20 protein-coding genes and 1 tRNA gene are annotated in these 24,690 nt (G+C 70.2%); 14 read left to right on the top strand and 7 right to left on the bottom strand.

Features of this window, described 5'->3' with window-relative positions:
* Window positions 1–19 precede the first annotated feature (19 nt).
* Complete coding sequence (locus AB0M54_RS30920; protein ID WP_364312597.1) at window positions 20–1,450, top strand: hypothetical protein; 1,431 nt, start codon at window positions 20–22, stop codon at window positions 1,448–1,450.
* Window positions 1,451–1,486: 36 nt separating this feature from the next.
* Here the strand turns inward: AB0M54_RS30920 and AB0M54_RS30915 are convergent, their stop codons facing one another.
* On the bottom strand, window positions 1,487–3,340 hold the full coding sequence (locus AB0M54_RS30915; protein ID WP_364475226.1) for a GGDEF domain-containing protein: 1,854 nt from the start codon (window positions 3,338–3,340) through the stop codon (window positions 1,487–1,489).
* Window positions 3,341–3,608: 268 nt separating this feature from the next.
* Between AB0M54_RS30915 and AB0M54_RS30910 the strand changes: the two genes are divergently transcribed.
* Window positions 3,609–4,754 carry a monooxygenase gene (locus AB0M54_RS30910; RefSeq protein WP_364475224.1) on the top strand — a complete coding sequence of 382 codons (1,146 nt, stop codon included), beginning with the start codon at window positions 3,609–3,611 and terminating at the stop codon, window positions 4,752–4,754.
* Here AB0M54_RS30910 and AB0M54_RS30905 read toward each other — a convergent pair whose 3' ends face one another.
* Window positions 4,755–5,513, bottom strand: a complete 759-nt coding sequence (locus tag AB0M54_RS30905; protein WP_364316948.1) for an IucA/IucC family C-terminal-domain containing protein — start codon at window positions 5,511–5,513, stop codon at window positions 4,755–4,757.
* 269 nt (window positions 5,514–5,782) lie between these two features.
* Between AB0M54_RS30905 and AB0M54_RS30900 the strand changes: the two genes are divergently transcribed.
* A complete protein-coding gene (locus AB0M54_RS30900) occupies window positions 5,783–7,324 on the top strand; it encodes a peptide deformylase (protein ID WP_364475222.1) in 1,542 nt (513 codons plus the stop codon).
* Here AB0M54_RS30900 and AB0M54_RS30895 read toward each other — a convergent pair.
* A complete protein-coding gene (locus tag AB0M54_RS30895) occupies window positions 7,317–8,423 on the bottom strand; it encodes a globin domain-containing protein (RefSeq protein ID WP_364312608.1) in 1,107 nt (368 codons plus the stop codon). The genes AB0M54_RS30900 and AB0M54_RS30895 overlap by 8 nt on opposite strands.
* Window positions 8,424–8,498: 75 nt before the next feature.
* Between AB0M54_RS30895 and AB0M54_RS30890 the strand changes: the two genes are divergently transcribed.
* Entirely contained in the window at window positions 8,499–9,251 is a 753-nt protein-coding gene (locus AB0M54_RS30890; protein WP_364312610.1) for a CPBP family intramembrane glutamic endopeptidase, read from the top strand.
* Window positions 9,252–9,367: 116 nt separating this feature from the next.
* On the opposite strand, the gene AB0M54_RS30885 is transcribed toward AB0M54_RS30890, so the two are convergent.
* On the bottom strand, window positions 9,368–10,195 hold the full coding sequence (locus AB0M54_RS30885; RefSeq protein ID WP_364475220.1) for a hypothetical protein: 828 nt from the start codon (window positions 10,193–10,195) through the stop codon (window positions 9,368–9,370).
* 994 nt (window positions 10,196–11,189) lie between these two features.
* On the opposite strand from AB0M54_RS30885, the gene AB0M54_RS30880 reads away from it, so the two are divergent.
* Window positions 11,190–11,280, top strand: a tRNA-Ser gene (locus AB0M54_RS30880).
* 300 nt (window positions 11,281–11,580) lie between these two features.
* On the opposite strand, the gene AB0M54_RS30875 is transcribed toward AB0M54_RS30880, so the two are convergent.
* Both AB0M54_RS30875 and AB0M54_RS30870 read right to left on the bottom strand, forming a co-directional pair.
* The gene (locus AB0M54_RS30875; protein ID WP_364475218.1) at window positions 11,581–11,823 is read right to left on the bottom strand and encodes a hypothetical protein; all 243 of its coding nucleotides are present in this window, start codon (window positions 11,821–11,823) and stop codon (window positions 11,581–11,583) included.
* Between the two features lie 28 nt (window positions 11,824–11,851).
* Window positions 11,852–12,601 (bottom strand): MFS transporter, encoded by a 750-nt coding sequence (locus tag AB0M54_RS30870; RefSeq protein WP_364475216.1) that lies wholly within the window; start codon window positions 12,599–12,601, stop codon window positions 11,852–11,854.
* Window positions 12,602–12,937: 336 nt separating this feature from the next.
* Between AB0M54_RS30870 and AB0M54_RS30865 the strand changes: the two genes are divergently transcribed.
* The 3 genes from AB0M54_RS30865 (at window position 12,938) to AB0M54_RS30855 (ending at window position 17,284) form a co-directional block, all read left to right on the top strand.
* On the top strand, window positions 12,938–13,519 hold the full coding sequence (locus AB0M54_RS30865) for a hypothetical protein (protein ID WP_364475214.1): 582 nt from the start codon (window positions 12,938–12,940) through the stop codon (window positions 13,517–13,519).
* A gap of 32 nt (window positions 13,520–13,551) precedes the next feature.
* Window positions 13,552–15,180 (top strand): GGDEF domain-containing protein, encoded by a 1,629-nt coding sequence (locus tag AB0M54_RS30860; protein WP_364312622.1) that lies wholly within the window; start codon window positions 13,552–13,554, stop codon window positions 15,178–15,180.
* 862 nt (window positions 15,181–16,042) lie between these two features.
* The gene (locus AB0M54_RS30855) at window positions 16,043–17,284 is read left to right on the top strand and encodes a glycosyltransferase (RefSeq protein ID WP_364475212.1); all 1,242 of its coding nucleotides are present in this window, start codon (window positions 16,043–16,045) and stop codon (window positions 17,282–17,284) included.
* Here AB0M54_RS30855 and AB0M54_RS30850 read toward each other — a convergent pair.
* Window positions 17,265–17,945 (bottom strand): DUF998 domain-containing protein, encoded by a 681-nt coding sequence (locus AB0M54_RS30850; protein ID WP_364475210.1) that lies wholly within the window; start codon window positions 17,943–17,945, stop codon window positions 17,265–17,267. The two genes, AB0M54_RS30855 and AB0M54_RS30850, sit on opposite strands and share 20 nt — an antisense overlap.
* A gap of 115 nt (window positions 17,946–18,060) precedes the next feature.
* Between AB0M54_RS30850 and AB0M54_RS30845 the strand changes: the two genes are divergently transcribed.
* The 6 genes from AB0M54_RS30845 to AB0M54_RS30820 all read left to right on the top strand — a co-directional run bounded on the left by AB0M54_RS30845 (window position 18,061) and on the right by AB0M54_RS30820 (window position 23,754).
* Window positions 18,061–18,528 carry a hypothetical protein gene (locus tag AB0M54_RS30845; RefSeq protein ID WP_364475208.1) on the top strand — a complete coding sequence of 156 codons (468 nt, stop codon included), beginning with the start codon at window positions 18,061–18,063 and terminating at the stop codon, window positions 18,526–18,528.
* A 137-nt stretch (window positions 18,529–18,665) separates the two neighbouring features.
* Window positions 18,666–19,574 carry an ABC transporter ATP-binding protein gene (locus AB0M54_RS30840; protein ID WP_364475206.1) on the top strand — a complete coding sequence of 303 codons (909 nt, stop codon included), beginning with the start codon at window positions 18,666–18,668 and terminating at the stop codon, window positions 19,572–19,574.
* The gene (locus AB0M54_RS30835; protein WP_364475204.1) at window positions 19,571–20,527 is read left to right on the top strand and encodes a hypothetical protein; all 957 of its coding nucleotides are present in this window, start codon (window positions 19,571–19,573) and stop codon (window positions 20,525–20,527) included. The genes AB0M54_RS30840 and AB0M54_RS30835 overlap by 4 nt, the downstream gene beginning before the upstream one ends.
* 5 nt (window positions 20,528–20,532) lie before the next feature.
* Window positions 20,533–21,189, top strand: coding sequence for a hypothetical protein (locus AB0M54_RS30830; RefSeq protein WP_364475202.1), 657 nt, complete (start codon window positions 20,533–20,535; stop codon window positions 21,187–21,189).
* Between the two features lie 70 nt (window positions 21,190–21,259).
* Window positions 21,260–22,180 carry an ABC transporter ATP-binding protein gene (locus tag AB0M54_RS30825; RefSeq protein ID WP_364475200.1) on the top strand — a complete coding sequence of 307 codons (921 nt, stop codon included), beginning with the start codon at window positions 21,260–21,262 and terminating at the stop codon, window positions 22,178–22,180.
* Window positions 22,177–23,754, top strand: a complete 1,578-nt coding sequence (locus AB0M54_RS30820; RefSeq protein ID WP_364475198.1) for an ABC transporter permease — start codon at window positions 22,177–22,179, stop codon at window positions 23,752–23,754. Before AB0M54_RS30825 ends, AB0M54_RS30820 begins: the two co-directional genes overlap by 4 nt.
* The last annotated feature ends 936 nt before the right edge of the window (window positions 23,755–24,690 follow it).

The following is a 24,690-nucleotide window of genomic DNA, read 5'->3' as shown; positions in this document are numbered from 1 at the left end:
CGGCATCTCGTGGTATCTGGTGCTTTCGCGCGTGTTCGTGGCGTCCCGGCTGGCCGCCTGGGTGGGCGCGCTGTTCTGCACCTTCGCGCCGAGCATGATCTCGCACGCCGGCGGTCACCCGAACATCGTCTCGCAATTCCTGGTGCCCTTGATCATCTGGCGCTGCCTCGCGCTGCGGACGCCGGGCAAGGCCCTCCGCAACGGGTTGATCCTGGGCGGGCTGCTGATCTGGCAGGCGTTCATCAACCTCGAGATCCTCTTCATGACCGCGGTCGGCCTCGGCATCTTCAGCGCGGTGATGGCGATCTCCCGGCGGCGTACCCACCCCGGTGAGGTGGCCACCTTCCTGCGCGGGCTCGGCGTCACCGCGATCGTCACGCTGGGTGCGCTGGCCTACCCGTTGGCCGTGCAGTTCTTCGGGCCGCAGAGCTACCACGGCCTGCCGCAGTTCGTCCGCAACTTCGGCGCCGACCTCGGCTCGTTCACCTCGTACGCGACCCGGTCGGTGGCCGGCAACGAGCTGACCGCCGAGCGGCTGGCCCAGAACCCGGCCGAGGAGAACGCGTTCTTCGGCTGGGGCCTGGTCATCCTCTTCCTCGGCCTGCTGGTCTGGCTGCGGCGCAACGTCGCCGTGGTCGCCCTGGGCAGCATCGGCCTGCTGTTCGCGGCCATGTCGCTCGGCCCGCGGATCTACCTGAACGGCATCAACACCGGCGTCCCGGGCATCTGGGCCGTGCTGCACAGCGTCCCGGTGCTCAACTCGGCGGTGCCCACCCGCTGGGCGATGGCGATCGCCCCGGTGGTCGGCATCGTGCTGGCGATCGGCTGCCAGAAGGCGATCGACCTGGTCCGCTCCCAGCCGTCGGCGCGTGGCCCGGTCCGGGTGGCGATGATCACCTCGGTGGCGATGGCCCTGGTGCCGCTGGTGCCGACCCCGGTCCGCAGCGCCCCGATGACCCCGGTCCCCGAGTTCGTCACCTCCGGCGCCTGGAAGCAGTACGCCGACGACAACCACACCGTGGTGACGCTGCCGCTGCCCGACTCGGGCTACCCCGAGCCGCTGCGCTGGACCGCGTACACCGGCCTGGACATGCGCATCTCCGGCACCTACGCGCTGCTGCCCAACCAGAACCCGCTCGACCCGACCGACCGCACCGCGCTGTTCTCGCCGCCGTGGCGGCCGACCAGCGGCCTGATGGCCTCGATCCAGCAGGGCAACCCGACCCCCGAGATCACCGACACCCGGCGCGAGATGACGCTGGCCGACCTGCGCTACTGGAAGGCGGGCGTGATCGTCCTCCAGCCGCAGACGCGCGACGTCGAGATGCTGCGGGCGATGACCGACCTGCTCGGCTTCGAGCCGACCTGGCAGGGCGGCGTCTGGACCTGGAACGTGCGCAGCCTGGTGGACAACCCGAACGCGGTCCTGACCGGCCCGGTGATCAGCTAGCCACCGGTTCAGCCGGCCCGGTTCAGCCGGCCCGGGTCAGCCGGCGACGTTGCGGGCGGCCGACTTCACGCGGTACATCGCGGCGTCCGCCTCGCGCAGCAGGTGGTCGGGGTCGGACGCGGTCGGCGTGGAGAGCGCGACCCCGATGCTGACCCCGACCTGCACGTCCCGGCCGTCGATCACGAACGGCTTGGTCAGGGCGGCGCGGATCGCGTCGCAGACGGCCTGCGGGCCGTCCGGCACGGTCACCCCGTCGAGGAGTACGACGAACTCGTCGCCGCCGAGCCGGGCCACCGTGTCCGACTCCCGGAGCAGCCCGGTGAGCCGGGTGGCCACCTCGACCAGCATCTGGTCGCCGGCCGCGTGCCCGAGTGAGTCGTTGACCGCCTTGAACCCGTCCAGGTCGAGCAGCAGCACCGCGAACCGGTGGCCGGCCTGCCGGGACACCCGCAGCCCGGCCTGCCGCAGCCGGTCGGCCAGCAGCACCCGGTTGGGCAACCCGGTCAGGTAGTCGTGCAGGGCGGCGTTACGCAGCCGCTCCTCCTGCTCGCGCAGCGCCTTGACCATCGTGACGTGGTCGAGCGCGGCGGCCAGCAGCGAGCCGGAGTGGTTCATCATCTCGCGGCCGGGCGGGGTGCTGGCCTGGATCCGGCCGACCGCCGAGAGCAGCCCCCAGTTGTGCGACTCGCTCTTCACCGGCACCACGAAGACGATGTCGCCGGCCGCGCCGTCGGCCAGGTCGAAGAGGCTCCGCGGCGGGAACTGGCTGACCGGCATCGAGGTGCCCACCACGCCGGCCGGCGCTCCACCGGCGCCGAGCCGGAATTCGCCGACCAGGTCCAGGTGGTCGCCGGCGGACCAGAATCCCAGCACGCCGCCGACCGCCGTGGTGCGGTCCAGCCAGGTGAGCGATCGGGGATCCCGCTCGCCGCGGGTGCCGAGCAGTTCGATGCTCAGCTCGTACTGGATATTGAGGGTGGTCTGAAGGTAGTGGACGTCGCCGAAGAGCTCACGGGTGTGCGGCTCGGAGACCGGCAGCCCGTCGCTGGGGCAGCCGCAGGAGTCGCGGCGGACGAACACGGTCGGCACCTCGCGCAGCTCACGAGGCTTGTCCGGATCGTCGGCGAGCTCCCGGGCGAGCGCGTGGGCGGCCGCGCCGACCTGGTCCAGCGGCTGCCGCACGGTCGACAGCGCCGGATAGAGGTACATCCCGTCCGGGATGTCGTCGAAGCCGATGACGGCCAGCTCACCGGGCAGCTCGTAGCCGGCGGCGGCCAGCCGGCGGAACAGCCCGATCGCGTTCCGGTCGGTGCCCAGCACGATCGCGGTGGCCGGCATCTCCGCCTGGATGAGCAGGTCGGCCACGTCCTCGCCGCCGGTCTCGTGGTTGTCCTGGAGGTCGAAGAGCAGGTCGGCGCGCGGCGTGAGCCCGTGCGCGAACAGGGCCTCGCGGTAGCCCTCGTGGCGTTCCCGCACGTCGAAGTGGCTGAGGTTGCCGGCGAAGGCGATCCGCTCATGGCCGTGGGTGATGAGGTGGGTGACGGCTTCGCGTACGCCGGACCGGTTGTCGGCCACCACCGACGAGCTGTCGCCGTCGATCTCGTGGCCGATCAGCACGACCGGCTTCCCGGTCCGGCGGGCGGCCAGCGCGTACTCGGTGTGCACCGCCCCCGGCAGGATGATCAGCCCGGCGACGTGGTCCCAGGCCACCGGCCGGCGGAAATCGGGCAGCCCGCTGTGGTCGGCGCTGTGCGAGCCCGGGTCGAGCGTCTGGATGGCGATGACCGCGTCGCCCCGGGCGGCGGCGGCCGCGTTGACTCCCGCGATGATCGCGCCGTAGTAGTCGCCGCCGACGAAGGGCGAGAGGACCGCGAACGTACGCTCCGTCATTCGCGTGTCACTCCTTGCTCTCGTCGCCGCCCGAGTTGATCTACCGGTCCAGGGCAGCATAAGCAGATCAACGCCCGGTTCTCCGCCGCCTGCGCCCATCCGGCCCGCTCGCCCGGTTCGGCGAACTCCTCCTGTAGTCGATTCGTCAGATTTTCGAGGGAGATGAGGGATCCGGCGGAACCGGAGTGGCGGGAACGTCAGATAGTGCACCGAAGAGTGACAGATGGTCCGAAGTAGAGCACGCTGCGTTGTCGGGGGTGGTGTACAGATGCGGCGAATCGGATGGATCAGCGTGCTCGTCGGCGTACTCCTCGGGGGTTCCGCCTGTTCTTCTGGTCAGAGCGCCGGGGAGGCCGCGCCGCCGGTCCATCAGCACTCCGGATCGGCCGCTCCGGCGGCGCCGCTCCGGGCCGGCGAGCGCTTCGTCGACGTCTCGATGCCGGCCGCCTACGCCCCGGCCGCGCCGCACGGGGGCACCGACGACTACCGCTGCTTCCTCGTCGACCCGGGCATCAGCGGCGAATCCTTCCTGACCGGCAGCCAGTTCCTGCCGCAGAACGCCGCCGTCGTACACCACGCGATCTTCTTCCGGATCACCCCCGACCAGGCCGCCGAGGCCGAGCAGATGGACGCGGGCACGCCGGGCGAGGGCTGGACCTGCTTCGGGAACGCGGGCATCGCCGAGACCGCGGCCTGGGTGGCGTCCTGGGCGCCGGGCGCGGACGAGACGCTGCTGCGGCCGGACATCGGCTACCCGATGGCCGCCGGGAGCAAGCTGGTCATGCAGGTGCACTACAACCTGCTGGTGGCCAAGCCGGGCGACACCGACCGCTCCGGCGTACGGCTGAGGCTCACCGACCGGGCCGGGACCACGCCACTGAGCACCTCGCTGCTGCCGGCGCCGATCGAGCTGGCCTGCGCGCCGGGCGAGAAGGGGGCGCTCTGCGACCGGTCGGCGGCGGTGAAGGACGTGGCCGCGCGCTTCGGCGACGACGCCCGGGGCCGGGTGGAGGCCCTGAACCAGCGCTGCAACCAGGGCCGGGCGCCGGTCGCCTCGACCGAGACCCGCTGTGACTTCCCGGTGCCGTCGGCGGCCACGGTCTATGCGCTGGGCGGGCACATGCACCTGCTGGGCCGGTCGATCAAGGTCGAGCTCAACCCCGGTTCCGCTTCCGGGAAAACGCTGCTGGACGTCCCGTCGTACAACTTCGACGAGCAGGGGATCGAACCGCTGGCCGAGCCGGTCTCGGTGAAGCCGGGCGACACCCTGCGGGTCACCTGCACGCACGACGTGGGATTGCGGCAGAAGCTGCCCCAGCTGCGGAACCAGCCGCCGCGCTACGTGGTGTGGGGCGAGGGGACCAGCGACGAGATGTGCCTCGGTGTGGTGGTGTTGTCGCGCGCCAAGGCCTGACTACTTGATGCAGCAGCCCTTGCAGACCTTGGGCTGCGGCAGGGTGAAGGCCAGGCAGCAGGTCTTGCGCTGGACGTCGAGGGCGCCGTTGGGCCCGTCGACCAGCTCGATCAGGTCGTCGACGCCGAGCGCGGCCAGCAGCGTGTCGATCGTGTCGGTGGACCGGCCGGGCAGCACGTCGGCCGAGCGGAGAACCGCGTACGCGATGCCGGAGGCCAGCGAGCCGAGCAGCGTGCGGCGGCCCAGCCGGACACGGTCGTGGATGGCGTCGAGCAGCGGGTCGAGGTGATGGTCGAGCAGCGACGCGCGGAACTCGGCACGCAGCGCCGCCTCGTTCGGCACCACCTTGACCTGCGGCAGGCCGCTCAGCGCCAGCGGATCGGTGGCCAGCACCGCGATCGGGATGTCGGCCCGCAGGCCCAGCGTGACCAGGGGACGCGGGTCGTCGAAGTGCATCAGGACGTTGCGCGCGGTGAGCAGCGGCACCCGCCGCGCCGACGCGTACCCGAGGACCGCCGGAAGAGCGAGCCAATAGGTGTACGCCTTCCAGGCCAGCGCCGCGGCGGCATGGGGCTGGGCGTTCCACCGCCGGCGGGACGCCTCGAGCAGCGCGTCGAGGCTGGCGCCCTGCAGATCGGCGGTCGGCCGCCAGCCGGCCGGGTCGGTGACCAGCAGGTCGGGGGCGAGGCCGGGCAGCTGGGTGCTGGTGCCGAACATGGCCCGCAGGGTGTCGGTGACGGGCGCCAGAGGCTGGGGCATCGCGAGTGCTGCCGTCACGTATCCCTTGCCTCCCCGGATCGGCGTTGACCGTACCTTGTTAAGGCTAACCTAACCACGGTAGCCCCGGATAACCCACACCGCCCCCCAACAGGTGTTATTCCTCCGAATACCTGACGCGACGGTGTCCTGACGGACCGTTGCCACGTTGCCGGATTCGTCAAGGTATCTGTCGGCAACGCGCTACTAGCCCCTTGTTGACACCGGGAGCCAGCGACACTGAATTTCCCGTCGCGAAGGGGACATCCGTGATGACCACCTCGCCCGTCGAGCGGGCTGCCGACCAGTTCGTCACGGCCCTTGCTCAATGGCGTTCCGAGCGGGGCATGACGAAGAAGCAGCTCGCCGCACGCATGGGCTTCGATCCGTCGTACGTCAGCCACGTGGAGGGTCGCCGGCACAAGCCCACCGAAGACTTCGCCCGGCGCGCCGAGGCCGTGCTTTCCGCGGGCGGTGCGATCTGGCAGAAATTCCAGGAGTACGACGAGCTTCGCCACGCCCGGGGCGCGGCGGCTCATCGTGACCCGCCGGTGCCGGCGCAGTGGATGCCGCCCGGCACCGGGCTGATCGTCGAGCGGGAGGACGCCGAGCTCCGGTACTCCGACGGCGCCTACCGATGCGTGATCCGCCGGGCGCTCTACAACGCGGGCAACGAGCCGGTCACCCGGTACCTGATGAAGATCTCGGTCGACCGCTACCCGAACGATCCCACCGGCTCCAACCAGCACCACCGGCAGCACCCGCTGACCTGGGAGGAACTGGACATCGAGGCGGTGGCCGGCGAGGGCGAGGCCGCCGAGCCCATGCAGCGGCGGCTCAAGCTCGACCGGGACGCGTCCAAGGAGGTGTGGTTGCTGTTCGCCAACGAGCATGGCCAGTTCCCCCTCTATCCCGGCGAACGGACCACCATCACCTACGGCTACACCGTCGGCGAGGAGAAGTGGGGCCAGTGGTTCCAGCGCGCCATGCGGCTGCCGACCCGGCACCTCACCGTGCGGCTCGACTTCCCGGTGCATTTCGATCCGCAGGTGTGGGGCCTGGAGACATCCCTTGCCGCTGAGGTACCCGTGCGGACGCCGGCCGAACGTCACAACGAGCACGGCCGGGCGGTTTTCGAGTGGTCCACCGACCAGCCGCTGCTCAACGCCCGGTACCGGCTGGAGTGGCGGTTCCGCGGGGCGGGCGCGCCGATCTACGAGGAGGTCGCCCCGATCAACGGCTCCGCCCTGCCGGCCATCGAGCCCCGCGCCTCACACCGGATGCGTGGCATCGGCATCGTCCAGCGTGGCGCCGACCTGTTGCGGCAGCGCTCCCGGCACTTCCAGCTGCCGCGGGAGGAGGGCGACGCCAAGGACGCGGTCACCGCCCTGCTCTCCGCGCTCCACCGCCTCGAGGCCCTGCACGACTTCAGCCGGGGCGTCGGACTGGCCGCGCCGCAGATCGGGCTGTCCGTGGCCGCGGCGGTGGTCAGGCCGCCGGAGCGCGACGCCGAGCCGGTGGTGCTGCTCAATCCGCGGGTGGTCGGCGAGTCGGGCGACCGCGACGAGCAGTACGAAGGCTGCCTGTCGTTCTTCGACTACCGCGGCCTGGTGGTGCGGCCGCTGCGGATCGAGGTGGAGCACGCCCGGTTCGACGGCACGCGGGTGATCACGTCGTTCGAGCAGGCGATGGCCCGGCTGGTCAACCACGAGATCGACCACCTCGACGGCAAGCTGTACGTCGACCGGATGGCGCCCGACGCCACGCTGGTTCCGGTGTCCGAGTACCAGCAGGCCGGGCGGCCGTTCAGTTGAACGCGTCGTACTTTATGCGGATCGACGGGACCTGCTGCTCGGCCAGCGTCTTCAGGGTGGCCTTGACCATGGCGCCGGAGCCGGACACGAAGAAGTCGTGCTCGTTCCAGGGCCCGTACCGGGCCACCACATCCGAGATGTTGCCCTGCTCGCCGGGGAACGTCGGGTCGTCACTGCAGGCGGTGACCACGGAGAGCCACGGATAGCGGGCGGCCAGGCGGTTGAGCTCGGCCAGGTCGTACAGGTCGTCGCGGGTACGCGCCCCGAAGAAGACGTGCACCCAGCGGGTCCGGTTGTAGCGGGTCAGCTCCTCCAGCATCGACTTGACCGGGGCCAGGCCGGTGCCGCCGGCCACGAACACCGCGTCCCGGGTGGAGCGGCGGTCCAGGCTCATCGAGCCCATCGGCGCGGCCAGCTTCACCATGTCGCCGACCTGCAGGCGCCGGACCAGCGCGGACGACACCCAGCCGGCGCCGACCGCGCGTACATGGAATTCCAGGGTGTTGTCCCGCCGCGGCGCGTTGGCGATCGAATACGTCCGCCAGAGGCGCGGCTGTGAGCGCGGGTACTCGAGGCTCACGTACTGCCCCGCGCGGAAGTCGAGCGGTTGCATCGGCAGCACGGTGAAGACGGCCATGTCCGTGGCCCGGCGCTCATGCGAGACCACTTCGCCGTACCAGTACGCCGGGAGGCTGTCCGCCTCGGCGCCGGCCAGCATCTTCGCCGCGATCGCCGCGTACGCGTCCGCCCAGGCCTGATCGAACTCGACACTCCACTGCTCCCCGGCGTAGTGCCGCATCGCCTCGATCAGCGCCCCGCCCACCACCTCGTAGTGTTCTGGTTCCACGTGAAACTTGCGGTGGTCGCGCCCCAGGTCACGGAGGTACTGGTCGAACTTCTCCGGATCCTCCAGCGTCTGCACGGCGGTGACGAGCGCGTTGAGCAACCGCGATCGCTGGACGTCCATGTGCACCGGGAACAGATCCCGCAGGTCCGGGTGCGAGAGGAAGATCCGCGCGTAGAAGTAGCCGGCGACCTTGTCCTGATGCTCCTCGACGAGGCTCCAACTCTCCTTGAGCAAGCGCGCGAGGTCTCCCATGTGACTCAGGGTGGGCAGCGCAGTCGGATTTACGACGCACCATCAGTGCGATTGACCACCCTTATCGTTGTGCGGGTGACCAGCGACGTCGAACGCTCCAGCCGCACCTCGCCCGGGATCGAGATCCTTCTCGTCCTGCTGCTCTCCCTCGGCGCGAGCGCCGTCTATGCCGTGGTGTCCCTCATCGCCAAACTGACCGCCGGTCCGCTCTCCGCCTCGAAGGCCACGCTCAACCCCTCGCAGTCGCCGCGGCCGTACCTCGACCTGACGTACCAGCTGCTGGGGATCTTCTTCGCGCTGGTGCCGGTGCTGCTGGCGCTGTATCTGCTGGGGTCACGGCGCTCGTCGCTCGGCCAGCCGTTGGTGCGGCCCGGCTTCGACGGGGGCTGGGGGGTGGGGTTGGCCGCGCTGATCGGGATTCCCGGGCTTCTGCTGGTGTACGCCGCGGCGCAGCTCGGATTGAACGCCCAGATCGTGCCGGCCGCTCTGCAGCCGGTGTGGTGGGCGGTGCCGGTGCTGGTCCTGAAAGCCGTGGAGAACGCGGTGCTCGAGGAGGTGATCGTGGTCGGGTATCTGGTCACCCGGCTGCAGGGGCTTCAGTGGCGGCTGGTGGCGATCGTCGGGGCTTCGGCGGTGCTGCGCGGGTCGTACCACCTGTATCAGGGGTTCGGCGCCTTCGTGGGGAACGCGATCATGGGGGTCTTGTTCGCGCTGTTCTTCGTACGGTTCAAGCGGGTCATGCCGTTGATCGTGGCGCATTCGCTGCTGGATATTGTCGCGTTCGTCGGCTACACGCTGTTGCCAGAGTCTTGGTTGAGCTGGCTCTGAGCGGGCCGCCCACCTCCCCTGCCGCTTTTGTGACCACCGATTGCATCCGGGCCTGCCGCATACGCTGCGTCGCCTCGACCGCAACCGTCGGCCCGGCCGGCCGTTCGGCGAGCTGTTCAGCCGGCGCTGGACTCCTGGTTCAGGCGGCTGTAGAAGCGGGTTGCGCGGGCGCTGACCGTGCGGACGCCGGAGCGGCTGGTGATGATCGCGGAGAGCACGGTCACGCCTGGGAAGAGGCGGTTGATGCCCCGGACCAGGGCCCATGCGCCCGCCTGGGCGGAAGCCATGCGGGCCAGGCGCCAGACGGCGTCGGTGAGGCGGGTCTCCTCCTCGTAGGCCGGCTGCTCGGCCGCGGTCAGGGCGGCCTCGGCGTCCTCCGGGGTGGCGTGCACCTGGGTGAGGACGAGCAGGTCGACGGCGCGATCGCGATCGGTCGGGTCGATCCGGTAGGCGGCGGCCACGTGCAGAATCAGCTCCGCGTACGTCAGCGCATTGGAACTGAGCAGGGCGACCGGGACGTAGGAGCCCGCGGCGGCGGCGAAGACACTGCCCACGCCGCCGAAGCGGATGAACTGGCGTTCGGCCAGGCGGGCCAGGCCGGCGTCGGTGGCGTGGGGGTAGCGCTCGCGCAGGCGGCGGGCCCAGTCGGCGGCCCGGGGACCGATGGTCTGTACGGCCGCCAAGGCCAGCAGCTCGGGGGCATGACCTGGGTTGGCCACCAGTTGGGCCCAAGGTTCGGTGCGGGTCTTCGGGGCTTCGTGCTGTGCGGCCTCTGGCGTTGCGGGCTTCGGTGCCTGCAGCTCCGCCTTCGGGGCTGCGGGCACCGGTGTCTGCTGCTCGGTGCCTGCTTTGTGCTGCTCGGTGGCTGCCGCCGTTGGGGGCGGGTTTGCCGACGCGGGCTTCGGGTCGGACGGTGACTTCTGGGACGGGGCGGCGGTGGTCACCGGAGGCGGGGTCTCCTTGGTGGGGGTTGGCTTGGTGCCTTCCGTGGCGGGGCCTTTGTCGATCGGCTCGCCGCCGGGGACTGCCGGTTTCGTTGATGGGGTTGCTTTGCTGGGGCGCTGGGTGGGGGCTGGTGGTTTGGCGGGTGTCCGCTCGGTGACCTTCGTGGGTTCGGCCGCTGAGCTGGGCACTGCCGGTTCGGTCGCCCTAGCCGACGCGGGTGCGGTTGCCTTAGTTGGCGCCGCGGCCGTTGGGGTGGTGAGGGCTGGAGTCGTGGGCTCGGCGGGGGCTGGTTGCGCTGGGGGTTTGGTGGTTTTGGCTCGGGGGGCTGACTTTGCGGCCTTGGCTGGGGTGGCCTTCTTGGCGGCCTTGGCGGGGGGCCTCTTCGCCGGGGTGGTTGCCCTGGGTGGGCGCTGGGCGGGAGGTGTGGAGGCCGGCGGTTGTCCGGTGGTCGCTTCGGGCTTGACAGGAGGTGTGGAGGCCGGCGGTTGCCCGGGGGGCGTCTCGGGTGCGGCGGGAGGTGGGGAAGCCTGGGGGTGGCCGGGGGTGGCTTTGGGCTCGGCGGGAGTTGGGGATTGCGTGGCCTTGCGGGCGGTGGACTTGCGGCGCCCAGCTGAAGGCGGCTGTGGGGCTGGGTTGCGAGCAGGTTCTGTGGGCGTACCCGAATCAGTTTTTGGGTCTTGATCTTCCGCCTGATTCGGGACGGGGCTCTTCGGGCGGCGGGGGCGCACGGTGGGCTCGGGCGTCGGCGGCTGGAACGTGACCTGCGGAGGGGCAGCCTTCTCCGCCCGACGACGACCCGATGGGGCCTGGTCGGGGGCGCTGAACTCCGCGTCGGCCGAGCGCTTACGAGGCTGCTCATCCTCCATCCGCGAGAGCCTAACCGGACCTCGCGGTTTTCACCCGGTACGAACCGCTCCCGCGACGCCCCATACCTCTTTGCTCGCCGCCAACAGGGTCCGGTATCCTCGTCGTTCGACGGCTACGCGCCGTCGAGGAGACTTCGCCTAGTCTGGTCTATGGCGCCGCACTGCTAATGCGGTTGGGGTTTTATAGCCCCTCCCGGGTTCGAATCCCGGAGTCTCCGCTCGACGTCCAACGCCGGTGAGCTGCCCCGCAGCCACCGGCGTTCTGCGTCTGAACCGGGCGGATTCAGACGGTCGTAGCATTTGATCTTGGGGGTTCGGTGGGACAGGTTCCCGCCGTGCGTGTGATGCTGACGCTGCCGGAACGCGAAGAAATATCCCGCGGACTCGCGGAAGGCTTGCTGTATAAGGAGCCCTTTCCAACCTGATCTTGCAGGTCGGCGAGGGTGGGTGGGGGCGGAGGTCGATGCGGGAGAGGCTCCCGGTAAGACAGCAATCGACCTAAACCCGGTGCCGTCAGATCAGACCTTGGCGGTGCGGACCTCGCCGGAGCGGTGCAGCAGGAAGCCGGCGACCACACCGGCGACCGTCAGCGCGGCGAACAGGACCACGGTCATCACGGCGGAGAGGTCGAGCAAGGCGATCAGCATGGCCAGCGGCGTGCCGGCACCCGGCCACAGCACCGCCCCGCGGACCCGGCCGCCCAGTTGGGCCTGCATGACCGCGGCGCTGAGCAGGTAGCCGGCGGTGGCGATGCCCAGCACCCACCGAGTCCCGGCCGTCAGGTGGTCGTCAGCGCCGTGCAGGACGGAGGCCCCAGCCCGCGGCGCCGATGGTGTCGTTGGCTATCACGGGGCCGAGGATCTGCCAGACGCCCCTGTTGATGGCATTGAAAATGGCGAAGGCCACGGTCACGGACCAGATCCACTGCTGAGATTTGAAGTATCTCCAGCCTTCCGCCATGTCGGCGAGCATCGTCGGGCTGTCCTTGGCGCGCGGTCGCCGATCGGGCAGTGAGATGCGGGCGAAGCAGGCGGCCGCCAGCAGGAACGAGGCGGCGTCCGCGGCGATCGCCCAACCGCCGCCGATCGATGCGGTCAGCAGACCGGCGGTGGCCGGGCCGAGGATCCGGTTGGTGTTTCTGGCGGAGGCCAACAGGGAGCTGGCCCGCTGAAGGCCGCGCCCAGCTACGAGGTTCGAGACGATGCCACGCAGCGCGGGAATGGTCAGTCCCTGGAAAACGCCGTTGGAGGCGGCTAAGGGCAGCAGCAGTACCGGGTGTTGATGGGTGAGAAGCAGGACTGCGACGCCAGCCTGGGTGAGCCCCGCGCCAAGACTGGTGAGGCTCAGCACGGCATCGCGGCGGTACCGGTCGGCGATACCGCCGCCGAACAGCATCGTCGCGGCCATCGCCACCATTGCAGTGGCGGTGACCGCGGACAGCCAGGCCGCGCTGTCGGTGATCTCCAGGACCCCGAAGGCCAGGGCGACGGGCGACATGAAACTGCCTGCCATGGAAATCGAACGGCCAGTGAAAACCACCGGAAGGCAGGAGAGCGGAGAGGCCCGCCAGAGGCAGGACCGGGTGTCGTTATCGCGTCGCTTATGGGCGCCTCAGAGCCCTGGTCCTGGAACAATTCCGGCTTGGGCGCGAGGCGTCACCCTGCCAGCGCAGACGCAATGCAACAAGTTCCTGCGCGAGGCGATTGCAGGCCATTGCCGCGACATCGTTCAGTCGGACCAGCCGTAAGCATGCCTCGTGGTGCGTCGCTCTTCTGCCGCGTCGAGGACGTTGGCGCTCTTTCCGGCGGTGACACACGCTGGTTGCGGGAAGTCCGCTGCTACCAGCCCTCGACCGTCTCACGCCGATTGTCAGTCGTGGTCGGCTTCTACCGGGTATGCGTCATCGACCAGTTCCGGGCCCACTCGCCGGCCGACTATGTGCGGCGCCCGCCCACGCCGACCGACTCACCCACGCTTGGGCTGGGCCATCTACAGTTCGAGGCCCTGCTCACGGCCGCATGGCCCTCGGCCAACCGCAACGACTTCGCGTTGATCGCGTTGATCGCGATGCTCGGCCTGATCGGCCTGCGGATCTTCGAAGCCTGCGGTGCGAACCTCGCCGACCTCGGCGAGGAGCACGGCCATCATGCCCTGAAGATTCGCGCCAAGGGCGACAAGACGGTGCTGGTCCCGCTGCCTCCTGCGGTTGCTCGGGCGATCGAGCATGCCACCGAGCGCCGCGAGCAGGGGCCGATCCTGCGCAACAGCCTCCGGTACCTGAACCGCCGAGGCCTGCCAGCTCCGGGATTACCCGGGCGGCGAAACGGCCCATCAGCGGCGCGACTGAGCCCGTACAAGGTATACGGGTCTGACCGACCACACGACCCGCAACGGGAACGCAACCAAGGCCGCGACCGCTTCGCACCCTGGCCCGTGGACTCTCGACAACGTCACTGATGTCGTGCGCCCAAAAGGACAGAGGTTTGAGGATGACCGCCTCCGCGGTGACTGGAACCCCGGCGATCCAGCCGGGCAAGGCCGCGCCGACACCTCACCGACCCCTCTGGTCCGACCGGTGGTGCCGTTTCGCATTCGTCGCGGCCGGCGCGTGGCTGCTGTGCTACGCCGTTCTGACCTGGGCCGGTCAGGCCAACGAGGCCTTCGGTATGTTCGTGGGCGATGGTCTCTATCTTGTGCCCATCGTGGTGTCGGTCCCCGTCGCCTTCGCCGCGTCCCGGCGGGTGCCCGGTCGGCACGCGACCATGTGGCGCATCCTGACCGTGGCCCTGCTGGCGCAATTGGCGGGTGAGACCCTTTGGGCCGGCTACGACTACCTGACCCCGGACGGCGCGCCGTCGCCGTCATTCGCCGACCTCTTCTACCTCGTGGCTTCGGTGCTCACCGTGGTCGCCGTCGTGGTCGGCTTCGGCGACGCCGGCCTGCTCCGGCACCTGCGCGGATCGCTCGACACCGCGCTGATCGTCCTCAGCATCGGCGGTCTGGGCTGGCACGCGCTCATCACACCTCAGGCCAGTGTCAATACGAGCCCGGGCGACCTGGTCAACCTGAGCTATCCCCTGCTCGACGTCGTGACCCTGAGCAGCATCGTGATCGTCGGCATGGGCGGCTACCGGCGTCTGCCGGCTGCGATGCGTCTCGTGACCCTGGCCGTCGGACTCAATGTCGTCAGTGACATGGGCTACACCTATCTGACCATCTTCAGCTCATACGACCCGGCCAGCTGGATCAACGTCGCGTTCCAGGCGGCCAACACGATCTTCCCCGTGGCGGCCGTCGTGGCGATGCGGCGCCGAGAACCACCGGCCCAGCGGCTCCTCTTCGACCGGGGACTGGCGCTGATGCCGATCGCGCTGTCCATGACGGCCACCATCCTGCTCGTCGCCTTCGACAAGAACCACTCCGGCCAGGTCACCAACGCCACGTTGGCAGTCGGCGGCATGCTGTTCGCGATGGTTCTCCTGCGTCAGTACCTGTTCGTCAAGGATCGCGGGACCCTGGCCGAGGATCTGCACGCCGCGGTCCAGGAACAACGGCGCCTGGCCGTCACCGACGGACTCACCGGCCTCTACAACCGCAGGCATCTGACCGCCACGGTCGACGAGGCCGATGCCGAGAGCGTCGGCTCGAACTCGACGGCCTTCATGGTCATCGACATCGACCACTTCAAATCAATTAACGACACATACGGCCACCTCGCCGGCGATGACGTCCTCCGGGGCGTCGCCGCTCGGCTGTCCGCGGCGTCCCGCGAGCACGACCTGGTCGCCCGCTACGGCGGGGAGGAATTCGTCATCCTCCTGCCCGACACCGATGAACCGACGATCCGGAAGGTGGCCGAACGTCTGCGTCGTGCGATCGGCGACGAGCCGTTCCGCACTCCGTCCGGCCGGGCGATCACGGTCACCACCTCCATCGGGGTGGCGCTGGCAACAGGGCCGGATCGGCTGAACAACCTCATGGAACGCGCGGACCGCGCCCTGTACCAATCCAAGCGTGCCGGGCGTGACCGCGTGACCGGCCCGTGGACGCCCCCCGAGGCGGCGGAACGCTCGGAACCGGCCCTGAGCGCGCCGGCGGAGCACCTCCACCCCGGCTGAACATCTTGCTCGCCGGCCCGTTTCTCGGTCACAGATGCGCTTCAGGGAGGACGCACTCACGTGCCGCAGATCACGCGCGGTCCCTTACGGTGGGCAGCCGCTCCAAGTGAGGCCCGAAGCCCGTCCCCGCCATCCGCCGCACCTGGTCGTGTTCGACATGTTCCGCGACGCCTGCGGCAGGGAGCTGATCTCGTTGCCGCTGACCAGCCGCCGCCGGCGGCTGCGACGGCTGCTCGCCACCGCGCCACCGACCCTGACGCTTTGCCCGCAAACCGCCGCGCACCAGCGGCGCCGCCCGTGTTCACGATGCGGACTTTCACGACGGATCAGCGCCACGTCCGCGGCCGGGCCGGTCTGCGATACCTGCTACGCGATGGATCCCGCCCGGCGCGAGGTGTGCGTGACGTGTGGCAACCGCGAGAGGGTGGGCCACCGGCGACCCGACGGCACAGTCGTGTGCGGCGACTGCCACCGCAAGCCGGTACATCGGTGCACCGAATGCGACGTCGCATCGACCTCGCCGTACCGCAGCCTGAACGGTCCGGTGTGCACGGACTGCTGAGCTCGAGGATCTTGGGCTGTTCGGCGGTGATGTCGATGTCGGCCTCGGCCATGGCGGCGACCGCGACGGGGTTGATCGTCTCGGCGGGTTGCGGGTGCTTCGCCGAGGAATCGGTCAGCCGGCCCGGTAGATCGCCGCGCCGCTCGTCCGCGCAGGCCGCGTGGCCAAGGGGCGCAGGACCGGGTGAGGATTTGCACGCTTATTCGAGATGCCGGGACTACTCGCAGCACGTACCTTTGACGTCGGTGTGCCGGGAAGTCTGGTCGGCAATGTCTTTGCCGACCCCTTTTCGGAGGTTCCATGTCCGCGTCACCAAAGTCCTCGTTCCGCCTGCTCAGCCGAGGAAGCTGGCCAGAGGCCCGCCGGGTCGGTGATGTGCTGCGCACCGAGACGGTCGGCGGTGTGCTGCTGCTGGTGGCGGCGGTGCTGGCGATCGTCTGGGCGAACTCGCCTTGGGGTGAGGCGTACCGGTCGTTGGGTGCGGTGCGGGTGGGCCCGTCGGCGTGGCATCTGGACCTGAGCCTGGCGACGTGGGCGGCCGACGGGCTGCTGGCGATCTTCTTCTTCGTGGCCGGCCTGGAGCTCAAGCGGGAGTTCGTCGCCGGGGACCTTCGTGACGTGCGTCGGGCGGCGCCCGGTGAGCCGGGTGTGCCGGCTGTGCTGGGCTTGCCGATCCCGATGTACGTCCCGACCCGGGCCTTCCCGTGGCCGGGGCAGCAATTCGCCCCGTCGCTGCCGCGATTGTTCAACCGTGCCACGTTCGCGGGGATGAAGGCTCCGGCGGTCATGTTCGGCCGCACCGTCGACCGCTGGCGCGCGGGGCTGGGCCTGCCGCGACGCCGGGGCCGGCATGATCCTCTCCGGAGCCCGGACGGCGGGCGGGCGACGGTGCTGCACGGGATCAGCCCGTCGGTGCTGCCTCGGCCTGACGACTGGCCGGCCGCGGCGTGGATGACCAGGTACTGGTTCTTGGACTCGTCGGCCGGTGACTCGTCGCTCGCGCCTCAGGTCAGGGAGTTGCTCGTCGCGGATCCGGCGCCGGTGTACGTCGGATTCGGCAGCATGGCCGGTCCCGACCCGGCCGCCGCCACCGGTGTCGTGCTGGAGGCGCTGCGGCTGGCCGGGGTGCGGGCAGTCATCGGGACCGGCTGGGGCGGCTTGCCGGAGACCGCGGCGCAGGGCCATGTGTTCGCCTCGGAGTTGCCGCACGATGTGGTGTTCCCGCGTTGCTCGGTGATCGTGCATCACGGCGGCGCCGGGACGACCGCGGCGGCGGCGCGGGCCGGGCGGCCGCAGGTGATCTGCCCGTTTGTCGCCGATCAGCCGTTCTGGGGCCGACGTATGCAGCACCTCGGGGTAGCGCCGGCGCCGATCGATCAGCGGCGGCTCACTGCCGAGTCCTTGGCCGCGGCGATCCGGCGAGCCCTCACGCCGTCGATGGCCGGGACCGCGGGGCGGATCGGGGAGCGGATCCGGTCCGAGGACGGCATCACCACGGCGGCCACCGCACTGGAGGACATCGTCATCCGCTCCGGCCGCTGACGATGCCGCCGGGCGCGGCCACGGCCGAGGGACGACGCAGGAGCCAGACGGCGGTGACGGCCACCCAGCCGAAGCCGGCCAGCAGCGAGAGGTGCTCGAGCAGACCGGCCGGGGCGGGTTGCCACACGCCGAGGGTGTCGAGCCGGTAGGCGATGCCGGCGGCGAACGCGAACACGATGACCAGGATCCCGCCGGCCTTCAGCAGCCTCGCGTTGCGCCGGTTGGTCTCGGCGGCGCGCCGGGCCAGGACGAGTGCGGCTGCGCTGAGCCCGGCGAACAATGCCAGCCCGGCGACCTGGTGGACGCCTCCGGTGGCGGTGAGTCCTTCCGGCTCGCCGGGCGGATAACCGAGGGCGGGATCGGTGGGCACGAACCCGGCCACCAGCAGCCCTGCCGCCGCTGTGGCGGTCAGGATCGGTGCCCACCGGGCCGCGAGTCCTGGATGCAGCACCCGGCGAAGCCCGGCGGCGAACAAGGCCAGCAGGGTCCCGCCGAGGGCGAAGTTGATCGTCTGCAGCCAGCCACGGTCACCGGTGCCGAGCTGGCTGGCGCCGTGATGCCACAGGCTGTACCCGGCCCGGGTGGCCCCGTCGATCCACAACACCACCGGAACGAGGACACCGGCGGCGACCCCGGCGCGCAGCTGCCACGTAAGGGACATGGGAAGCCTCCGCTCTCCGCAGCGTCCGCCGCGGGCCGACCAGACTTCCCGGCTCACCCCTGATAGATACAGTGACTTTAGTACGACCTGAAATCTATGAAAAGAGGGGACCGTCGTGGGCGATGCCGAGGATGAAGGGCGGCTGGCGTGGGCCGAGCAGGTGGCCATGTACCTGGCCCGCGACGGCGTCCCACCGATCGCCGGACGCATCCTCGGCTGGCTGATGATCTGCGAGCCGGCCGAGCAGACCGCCGCGCAGATCAGCTCCGCCATCAAGGCCAGCCGGGCCTCGCTGACGATGAACCTGCGACTGCTCACCGGCATGGGGTTTCTGACCTGGCGCACCAAGCCGGGTGAGCGCACCATGTACTACCGCATGGCTGACGACGCGTGGCAGGCCGTGGTCCGCAAGCAGATCGACGGCATCGCCGCGTTCCTCGAGATCACCGACTGCGGTGTTGCCCTGCTCGACGGCGACGCGGAGCGTGCCGGGCGCATCCGTCAGGCCCAGGCTGTCTTCACCTGGATGGCGACGGTGTTCCGCGACGCTCCACCGATCACGGAACAGCCCCTGCGGTCGTAGGGGCGTTCGGCGCGGTCCGGTGTGACGCGTTGAGAAATGGCCTTCCCTGCGGATGTCCGCGGGAGTACGGTGACGCCAGGTGTGCCGGGAAGTCTGGTCGGCGGTCATGTCCGCTTGCGACCAGAGAGGCATCCGCCATGGGCGACGTCGTGCTGCGCACCACTGGGCTCACCAAACGATTCCGGCGGCTGACCGCCGTCGATGACTTGACGCTCGAGGTCACGGCCAGTGAGGTGTTCGGGTTCCTCGGCCCGAACGGCGCCGGCAAGTCCACCACCATCCGCATGCTGCTGGGCCTGGCCAAACCCAGCGCCGGGCATGCCACCATCGCCGGCGTCGACGCCGCCGATGTGCGTCGCGCGCATCGATCGCTGGCCTATGTGCCCGCCGACGTCGCGTTGTGGCCCCAGCTGACCGGCGCCGAGATCCTGCACCTGCTCGCCCGCACCGGGTCCGGTGTGGACCTGGACTACCGCGAAGAGCTGGTCGATCGGTTCGCGCTCGACCTCTCGAAACCGGCTCGTACCTACTCGACCGGAAACCGGCAGAAAGTCGCTCTGGTCGCGGCGTTCGCCACCCGCGCCCCGGCACTGGTCCTGGACGAACCGACCAGCGGCCTCGACCCGCTGATGGAACGCGAGTTCCGCACTGCGGTGGCCGCCGCCCGCGAGCGAGGCCAGAGCGTCTTCCTCAGTTCCCATCAGCTCGCCGAGGTGGAGGCGATCTGCGACCGTGTGGGCATTCTGCGCGCCGGGCGGCTGGTCGATCTGGCCTCCATCGCGAAGCTGCGTACCCTGCACCGCACCGAGGTGACCGTCACCTGCACCGGCGCCCCACCCACCCTGGCCGATGTTCCCGGTGTGGACGCGGTGGAGATCCTTCCCGGCGACAGCGCGGGTGCGATGCGGATGAGGTTCGCGCTCAGCGGTCCGCCCGCCCCTGCGCTCAAAGCGCTCGCCGATGCTGATGTCGCTGCTCTGGTCGTGCGGGAGCCGAGCCTGGAGGAGATCTTCCTCGACTACTACGGCGCTGAGGCCGGCCGATGACCGCGACGCCGATCGCCGCTGACGCCGGGGCGCGGCGGGCCACGACCGGTCTGGCGGTGCGGCAGATCCGTCTCGGCGCGCTGCTGCTGCTGGCTGTCGCAGCGGGCGCGCCGGCGATGGTGGCCGGAACCTACGAGCGGGTGACCAGTGACCCGGCCGCGCTGGCCGGGCTCGGTGCGCTGGCCGGTAACGCCGCGATCCGTACGATCTTCGGCGAGCCGATTGCCCTCGACGAGGCCGGTGGGTTCACCGTGTGGCGTCTGGGCACCGTGCTCGGCGCGATCCTCGCCGTGTGGGCCGTGGTGGCCACCACCCGGGTCACTCGCGGCGAGGAGGACCACGGCCGCTGGGATGTTCTGCTGGCCGGCCGGCTGCCGTTGCGTCAGGTGCTGTTCCGCCATCTGATGGTGATCGCGTCCGTCCCGGTCGTGGCCGGCGCCGCGATCATGGTGGTGCTGCTGGTGTTCGGCGGATCGGATTCCGCCGGTGCGGTGGTGCACGGTGCCGGTGTGGCTCTGCTCGGGCTGTTCGCCGCCGCCCTTGCCGCACTCACCGCCCAGATCTTCTCGGCCCGGACGGCCGCGACCGGTACGGCGATAGCCATTCTGGGTGCCGGGCTGCTCGCCCGGATGGCCGCTGACGGGGTTCCCGCGCTGGGCAGGCTGCGGTGGCTGTCGCCGTTCGGTCTGCTGGAGATCAGTTCCGCGTACGACCGTAACCGGGTTTCGCCGTTGCTGGTGCTGGCGGCCGCGACTGCCCTGCTCTATGTCGCGGTGGCCGTGGTGTGTGGCCGTCGCGATGTCGGTGGTGGCCTGCTGCCGGCTGCGGCCGGGCGCCGCCCCCCGCCTCGGGCTGCTCGACACGGTGGAGGCTTTCGCGGTCCGCCGGCTGCTCGGGCCGCTGGCCGCCTGGTCCGCCGGGATCGGTGCCTACTTCCTGGTCATCGGGGTTGACTTCGATGTCGCTGACCGGGTTCCTCTCCGACAACCGGGTGTTCGCCGACCGCGCTGCCCAAGCCGGATTCGTCGGGCTGGCCACGGTGCAGGGGTTCGTCGCCGCCCTGTTCGGGCTGCTGGCGATGCCGGTGGGGGCGTTCACCGCGGTCCGGCTCGGCGCGTTCATGGCGGCCGAGTCCGACCGGCGGCTCACCCTTGTGGCCGCGCAGCCGCTGAGCCGGCTGCGGCTGCTCGGGGCCGAGACTGCGGCCACGCTCGCCGGTGCGATGCTGCTGCTGGCCGTCGCTGCGGTCGGCGCTTGGGCGGGCGTCAGCATGGTGGGCGGTGATCTCACCCTGACCGCGGCGCTGGCCGGAACCTTCAACGCGCTGCCGATCGTGCTGCTGTGCCTGGGTGCGGCGCTGCTGGCCGCTGGCCTCAGACCTTCTGCGGTCATCCACATCGGCCCTGTCCCGGCGACCGGCGGGTTCCTGCTCAAGGTCATCGCCGACAGCAGTGGCGCACCGGCCTGGGTCAGTGATCTGTCCCCGTACCGGCACACGGCTGCGGTACCGCTGGTCGGTGCCGACTGGCCCGGCGTGCTGGTCATGGGCGCCGTGGCCGTGGTGTTGGCCACGGCCGGAACGTCCGCCTACCTGCGCCGGGACCTGACCGGCTGACAGCCGATCCGCCCGGTTCGGCATCACAAACCTTCCCCTTCCCGAGGACCATCGTCTTCAAGGAGTCCACATGGGCGCATCCCATCCGGCGGCGATCGAGGTCTCCGCCCTGACCAAGCACTTCGGCCGGGCCACGGCACTGGACGGTCTCGACCTCGAGGTGGCAGCCGGCGAGGTGCACGGCTTCCTCGGCCCTAACGGCAGTGGCAAGACCACCACCATCCGGGTGTTGCTGGGTCTGCTGCGGGCCGACTCCGGCACGGTCCGGCTGCTCGGCGGCGACCCGTGGAAGGACGCGGTCGCGCTGCACGCCCGGCTGGCGTACGTGCCGGGTGACGTCACCCTCTGGCCGGGCGTCACCGGGGGAGAGGTCATCGACCTGCTCAGCCGCATGCGCGGCAAACTCGACCGGCGCCGCCGCGACGACCTGCTCGAACGCTTCAACCTGGATCCCAGCAAGAAGGCCCGCACCTACTCCAAGGGCAACCGGCAGAAGGTCGCGTTGATCGCCGCGCTCGCCTCCGACGCCGAACTGCTGCTGCTCGACGAACCGACCTCGGGACTCGACCCGCTGATGGAATCGGTGTTCCGGCAGTGCATCACCGAGGTTCGCGGGCAGGGCCGCACCGTACTGCTGTCGAGCCACATCCTGGCCGAGGTCGAGGCTCTGTGCGACCGGGTCAGCATCATCCGTCAGGGCCGCACCGTAGAGTCGGGCACCCTGGCCGAACTGCGTCACCTGACCCGCACCTCGATCACCGTCGAGACGGCCGCGCCGCTCAACGGCCTCGGCGCCCTGCCCGGAGTGCACGACCTGGTGGCCGGCGACCATCACGCCCGCTTCGACGTCGACGCCGCGCGGCTGGACGATGTGATCCGCCGGCTCGCCCCGCTCGGGGTGCGCAGCCTCACCAGCACCCCGCCGACGTTGGAGGACATGTTCCTGCGCCACTACGGCGACGACACCCCGGCCGGGAGCGTGGCGTCATGACCGGGACCGGGACCCTGCTGCGGTTCATGCTGCGCCGGGAACGCCGCGCCCTGCCCTGGTGGCTGCTCGGCACGGCGTTGCTGCTGCTCGTGCAGTCGGCCCAGAGCCAGAACCTGTACGACACTCCGCAGGACCTCGCCAACCTGCGGCAGACCATCGGCGGCAACACCGCGGTCATCGCCATGAGCGGGCCCACCGCGCTGCTGGAGAGCATCGGCGGGGAGGTCGTCTTCGAGATCCTCGGCTTTCTGGCGATCATTGTCGCGCTGATGAACATGTTCCTGGTCGGCCGGCAGACCCGCGCCGACGAGGAGACCGGACGCGCCGAGCTGATCCGGTCCGCCCGGGTCGGCCGCCGCGCCCCGCTGATCGCCGCGCTCGCACTGGCCGGGCTGGCCGACCTGACCGCCGGCGCGCTGGTGTTCGCCGTGGCCGCGGGGACCGGTCTGCCGATCGGTGGCTCGGCGCTGCTGGGCGCCGCGGTGACCGCGGTGGGTGTCACGTTCGCCGCGCTGACCGCGGTGGCGGCCCAGCTGTTCGAGAACGCCCGAGCCGTGTACGGCAGTGTTGGAACGGTCCTCGGGGCCGCCTACCTGCTGCGCGCCGCCGGAGACGCCGGCGACAACGGGTTGTCCTGGCTGTCACCGATCGGCTGGGCGCAGCAGACCCTGCCCTACGTCGCGAACCGGTGGTGGCCGCTGCTGGTGCCGCTGTGCCTGACCGTGGTGCTGCTGGCCGCCGCGACCGTGCTGCTGGACCGGCGGGACCTCGGCGCCGGACTAGTCCCGGCCCGGCCCGGCCGGCCCACCGCCTCCCGGGCGCTACGCGGCCCGTTCGGCCTGGCCTGGCGGCTGCAGCGCACCGCCCTGATCAGCTGGGTGGCCGGGCTCGCGCTGCTCGGCGCGGCCTACGGATCCCTGGGCAACAGCATCGAACAGTACGTGCGCGACAACCCAGAGATCGCCGACTTCCTGCCCGGCGGCGCGGCCGGCATCGCCGACGCGTACCTCGCCCTGACCGTCGCGATGGCGGCGCTGCTCGCCGCCGCGTACGGCGTCACCAGCGTTCTGCGGGTGCGGGCCGAGGAGACCTCCGGCCACGCGGAACCGGTGCTGGCCACCGCGACCAGCCGGCTGACCTGGCTGGCCGGGCAGCTGAGCGTCACGCTGGCCGGGACGGCGATGGCCCTGCTGGCAATCGGACTCGGCGAAGGAGCGGCGTACGCGCTCACGGTCTCCGACCCCGGCCAGATCCCCCGGCTGACCGGCACCGCCCTCGCCTACCTTCCCGCGGTATGGGTGGTCGCCGCGGGCACCGTGCTGGCCGTCGGCTGGCTACCGCGAACGGCGGCCGCGCTGGCCTGGACGCTGATGGGCTACTGCGCGGTCGTCGCGTTGTTCGCCGACTCCTTCGACCTGCCCGGCTGGGCCCAGCGAGCCTCGCCGCTGGCCCACACCCCACGGGTGCCGACCGAGCAGCTTACCCTGACCCCTCTGATCACACTGGGCGCGATCGCCGCGACGCTGCTGGCACTGGGTTACACCGGACTGCGCCGCCGGGACATCAGCACCTGACGCGACAGCCGGAACTCGATCGAAAACGGCAAAGGACTCTCCCGTGATTCGACCGTAACGTCCCGTCGCCGAGTCGCTCGACGCCCGCAACGCGGCGCCCGGCGAATCAGATGCACTCTTGGGGTGAAGGTCGTGGTCTGGTGGCCTGGTGCTCCGATGGTGATCGGACGTCGGAGCACGGTGCAGCATCGTGCGACATCAACCGGCACGCAGGCCCCACTCGGTGGCATGCGAGAGTCGTTTCTCGCGGGTCCGGGAGTAACGAAACCCCTGGACCAGCGGATACGCAACCGCGACCCCGTGGACGCATCAGCACGCGCGGTTACGGAGAGTGGTTGCGCAAGCGCCCGTAGCTCAATGGATAGAGCATCTGACTACGGATCAGAAGTAGACGCTCGTGAATATTGATTTTGTGCTTTGGGTGGATAGGCCGTGACCTGGGAAAAGACAGGTTCGCGGCCTAACTTGTTCCCGCATATTGGCGGAATTTCCCATCCATTGGGATTGTGGTGCTCAGATGGTGATCGGCTGTTTCGGAACGGTCCGTGCTGGCCGATGGCGCTGCGGATCGATTGGTAACGCCGCGTCCGGACCGCCGTCGAGGGCCGAGGTCAACTGCCCAGAAACGGAATGGGCTCTATGCCGCGGCTCGGACCCGGCAACTGACCGAGATCGGCACATGCCGGCGAGCTCCGGCGGCCTGTCGATGTCTCAGGAAGATGCCGGGATGCGCGGCGCACGTTGAATCTCGACGCCGGCCGGGCGTGGGCGGCGACGGCAGTCCGTGGACTTGGTTGTTGCTTATGCCTCAACAATGCCGCGCCTGCCGCCGGCGTGGCCGTGATGACGGGGGACATGTCCGGCGCCGTTGCAGGCGGCGGTGTGGGCGGGCAGAATGTCGCCGATGTGTGCCATTCACCGATGGAAGGGTGCTCA

It is taken from the genome of Actinoplanes sp. NPDC051470 (assembly GCF_040682035.1).
In the GTDB taxonomy this organism is placed as follows: Bacteria; Actinomycetota; Actinomycetes; order Mycobacteriales; family Micromonosporaceae; genus Actinoplanes.
This window is presented reverse-complemented; position numbering and strand designations above follow the sequence as displayed.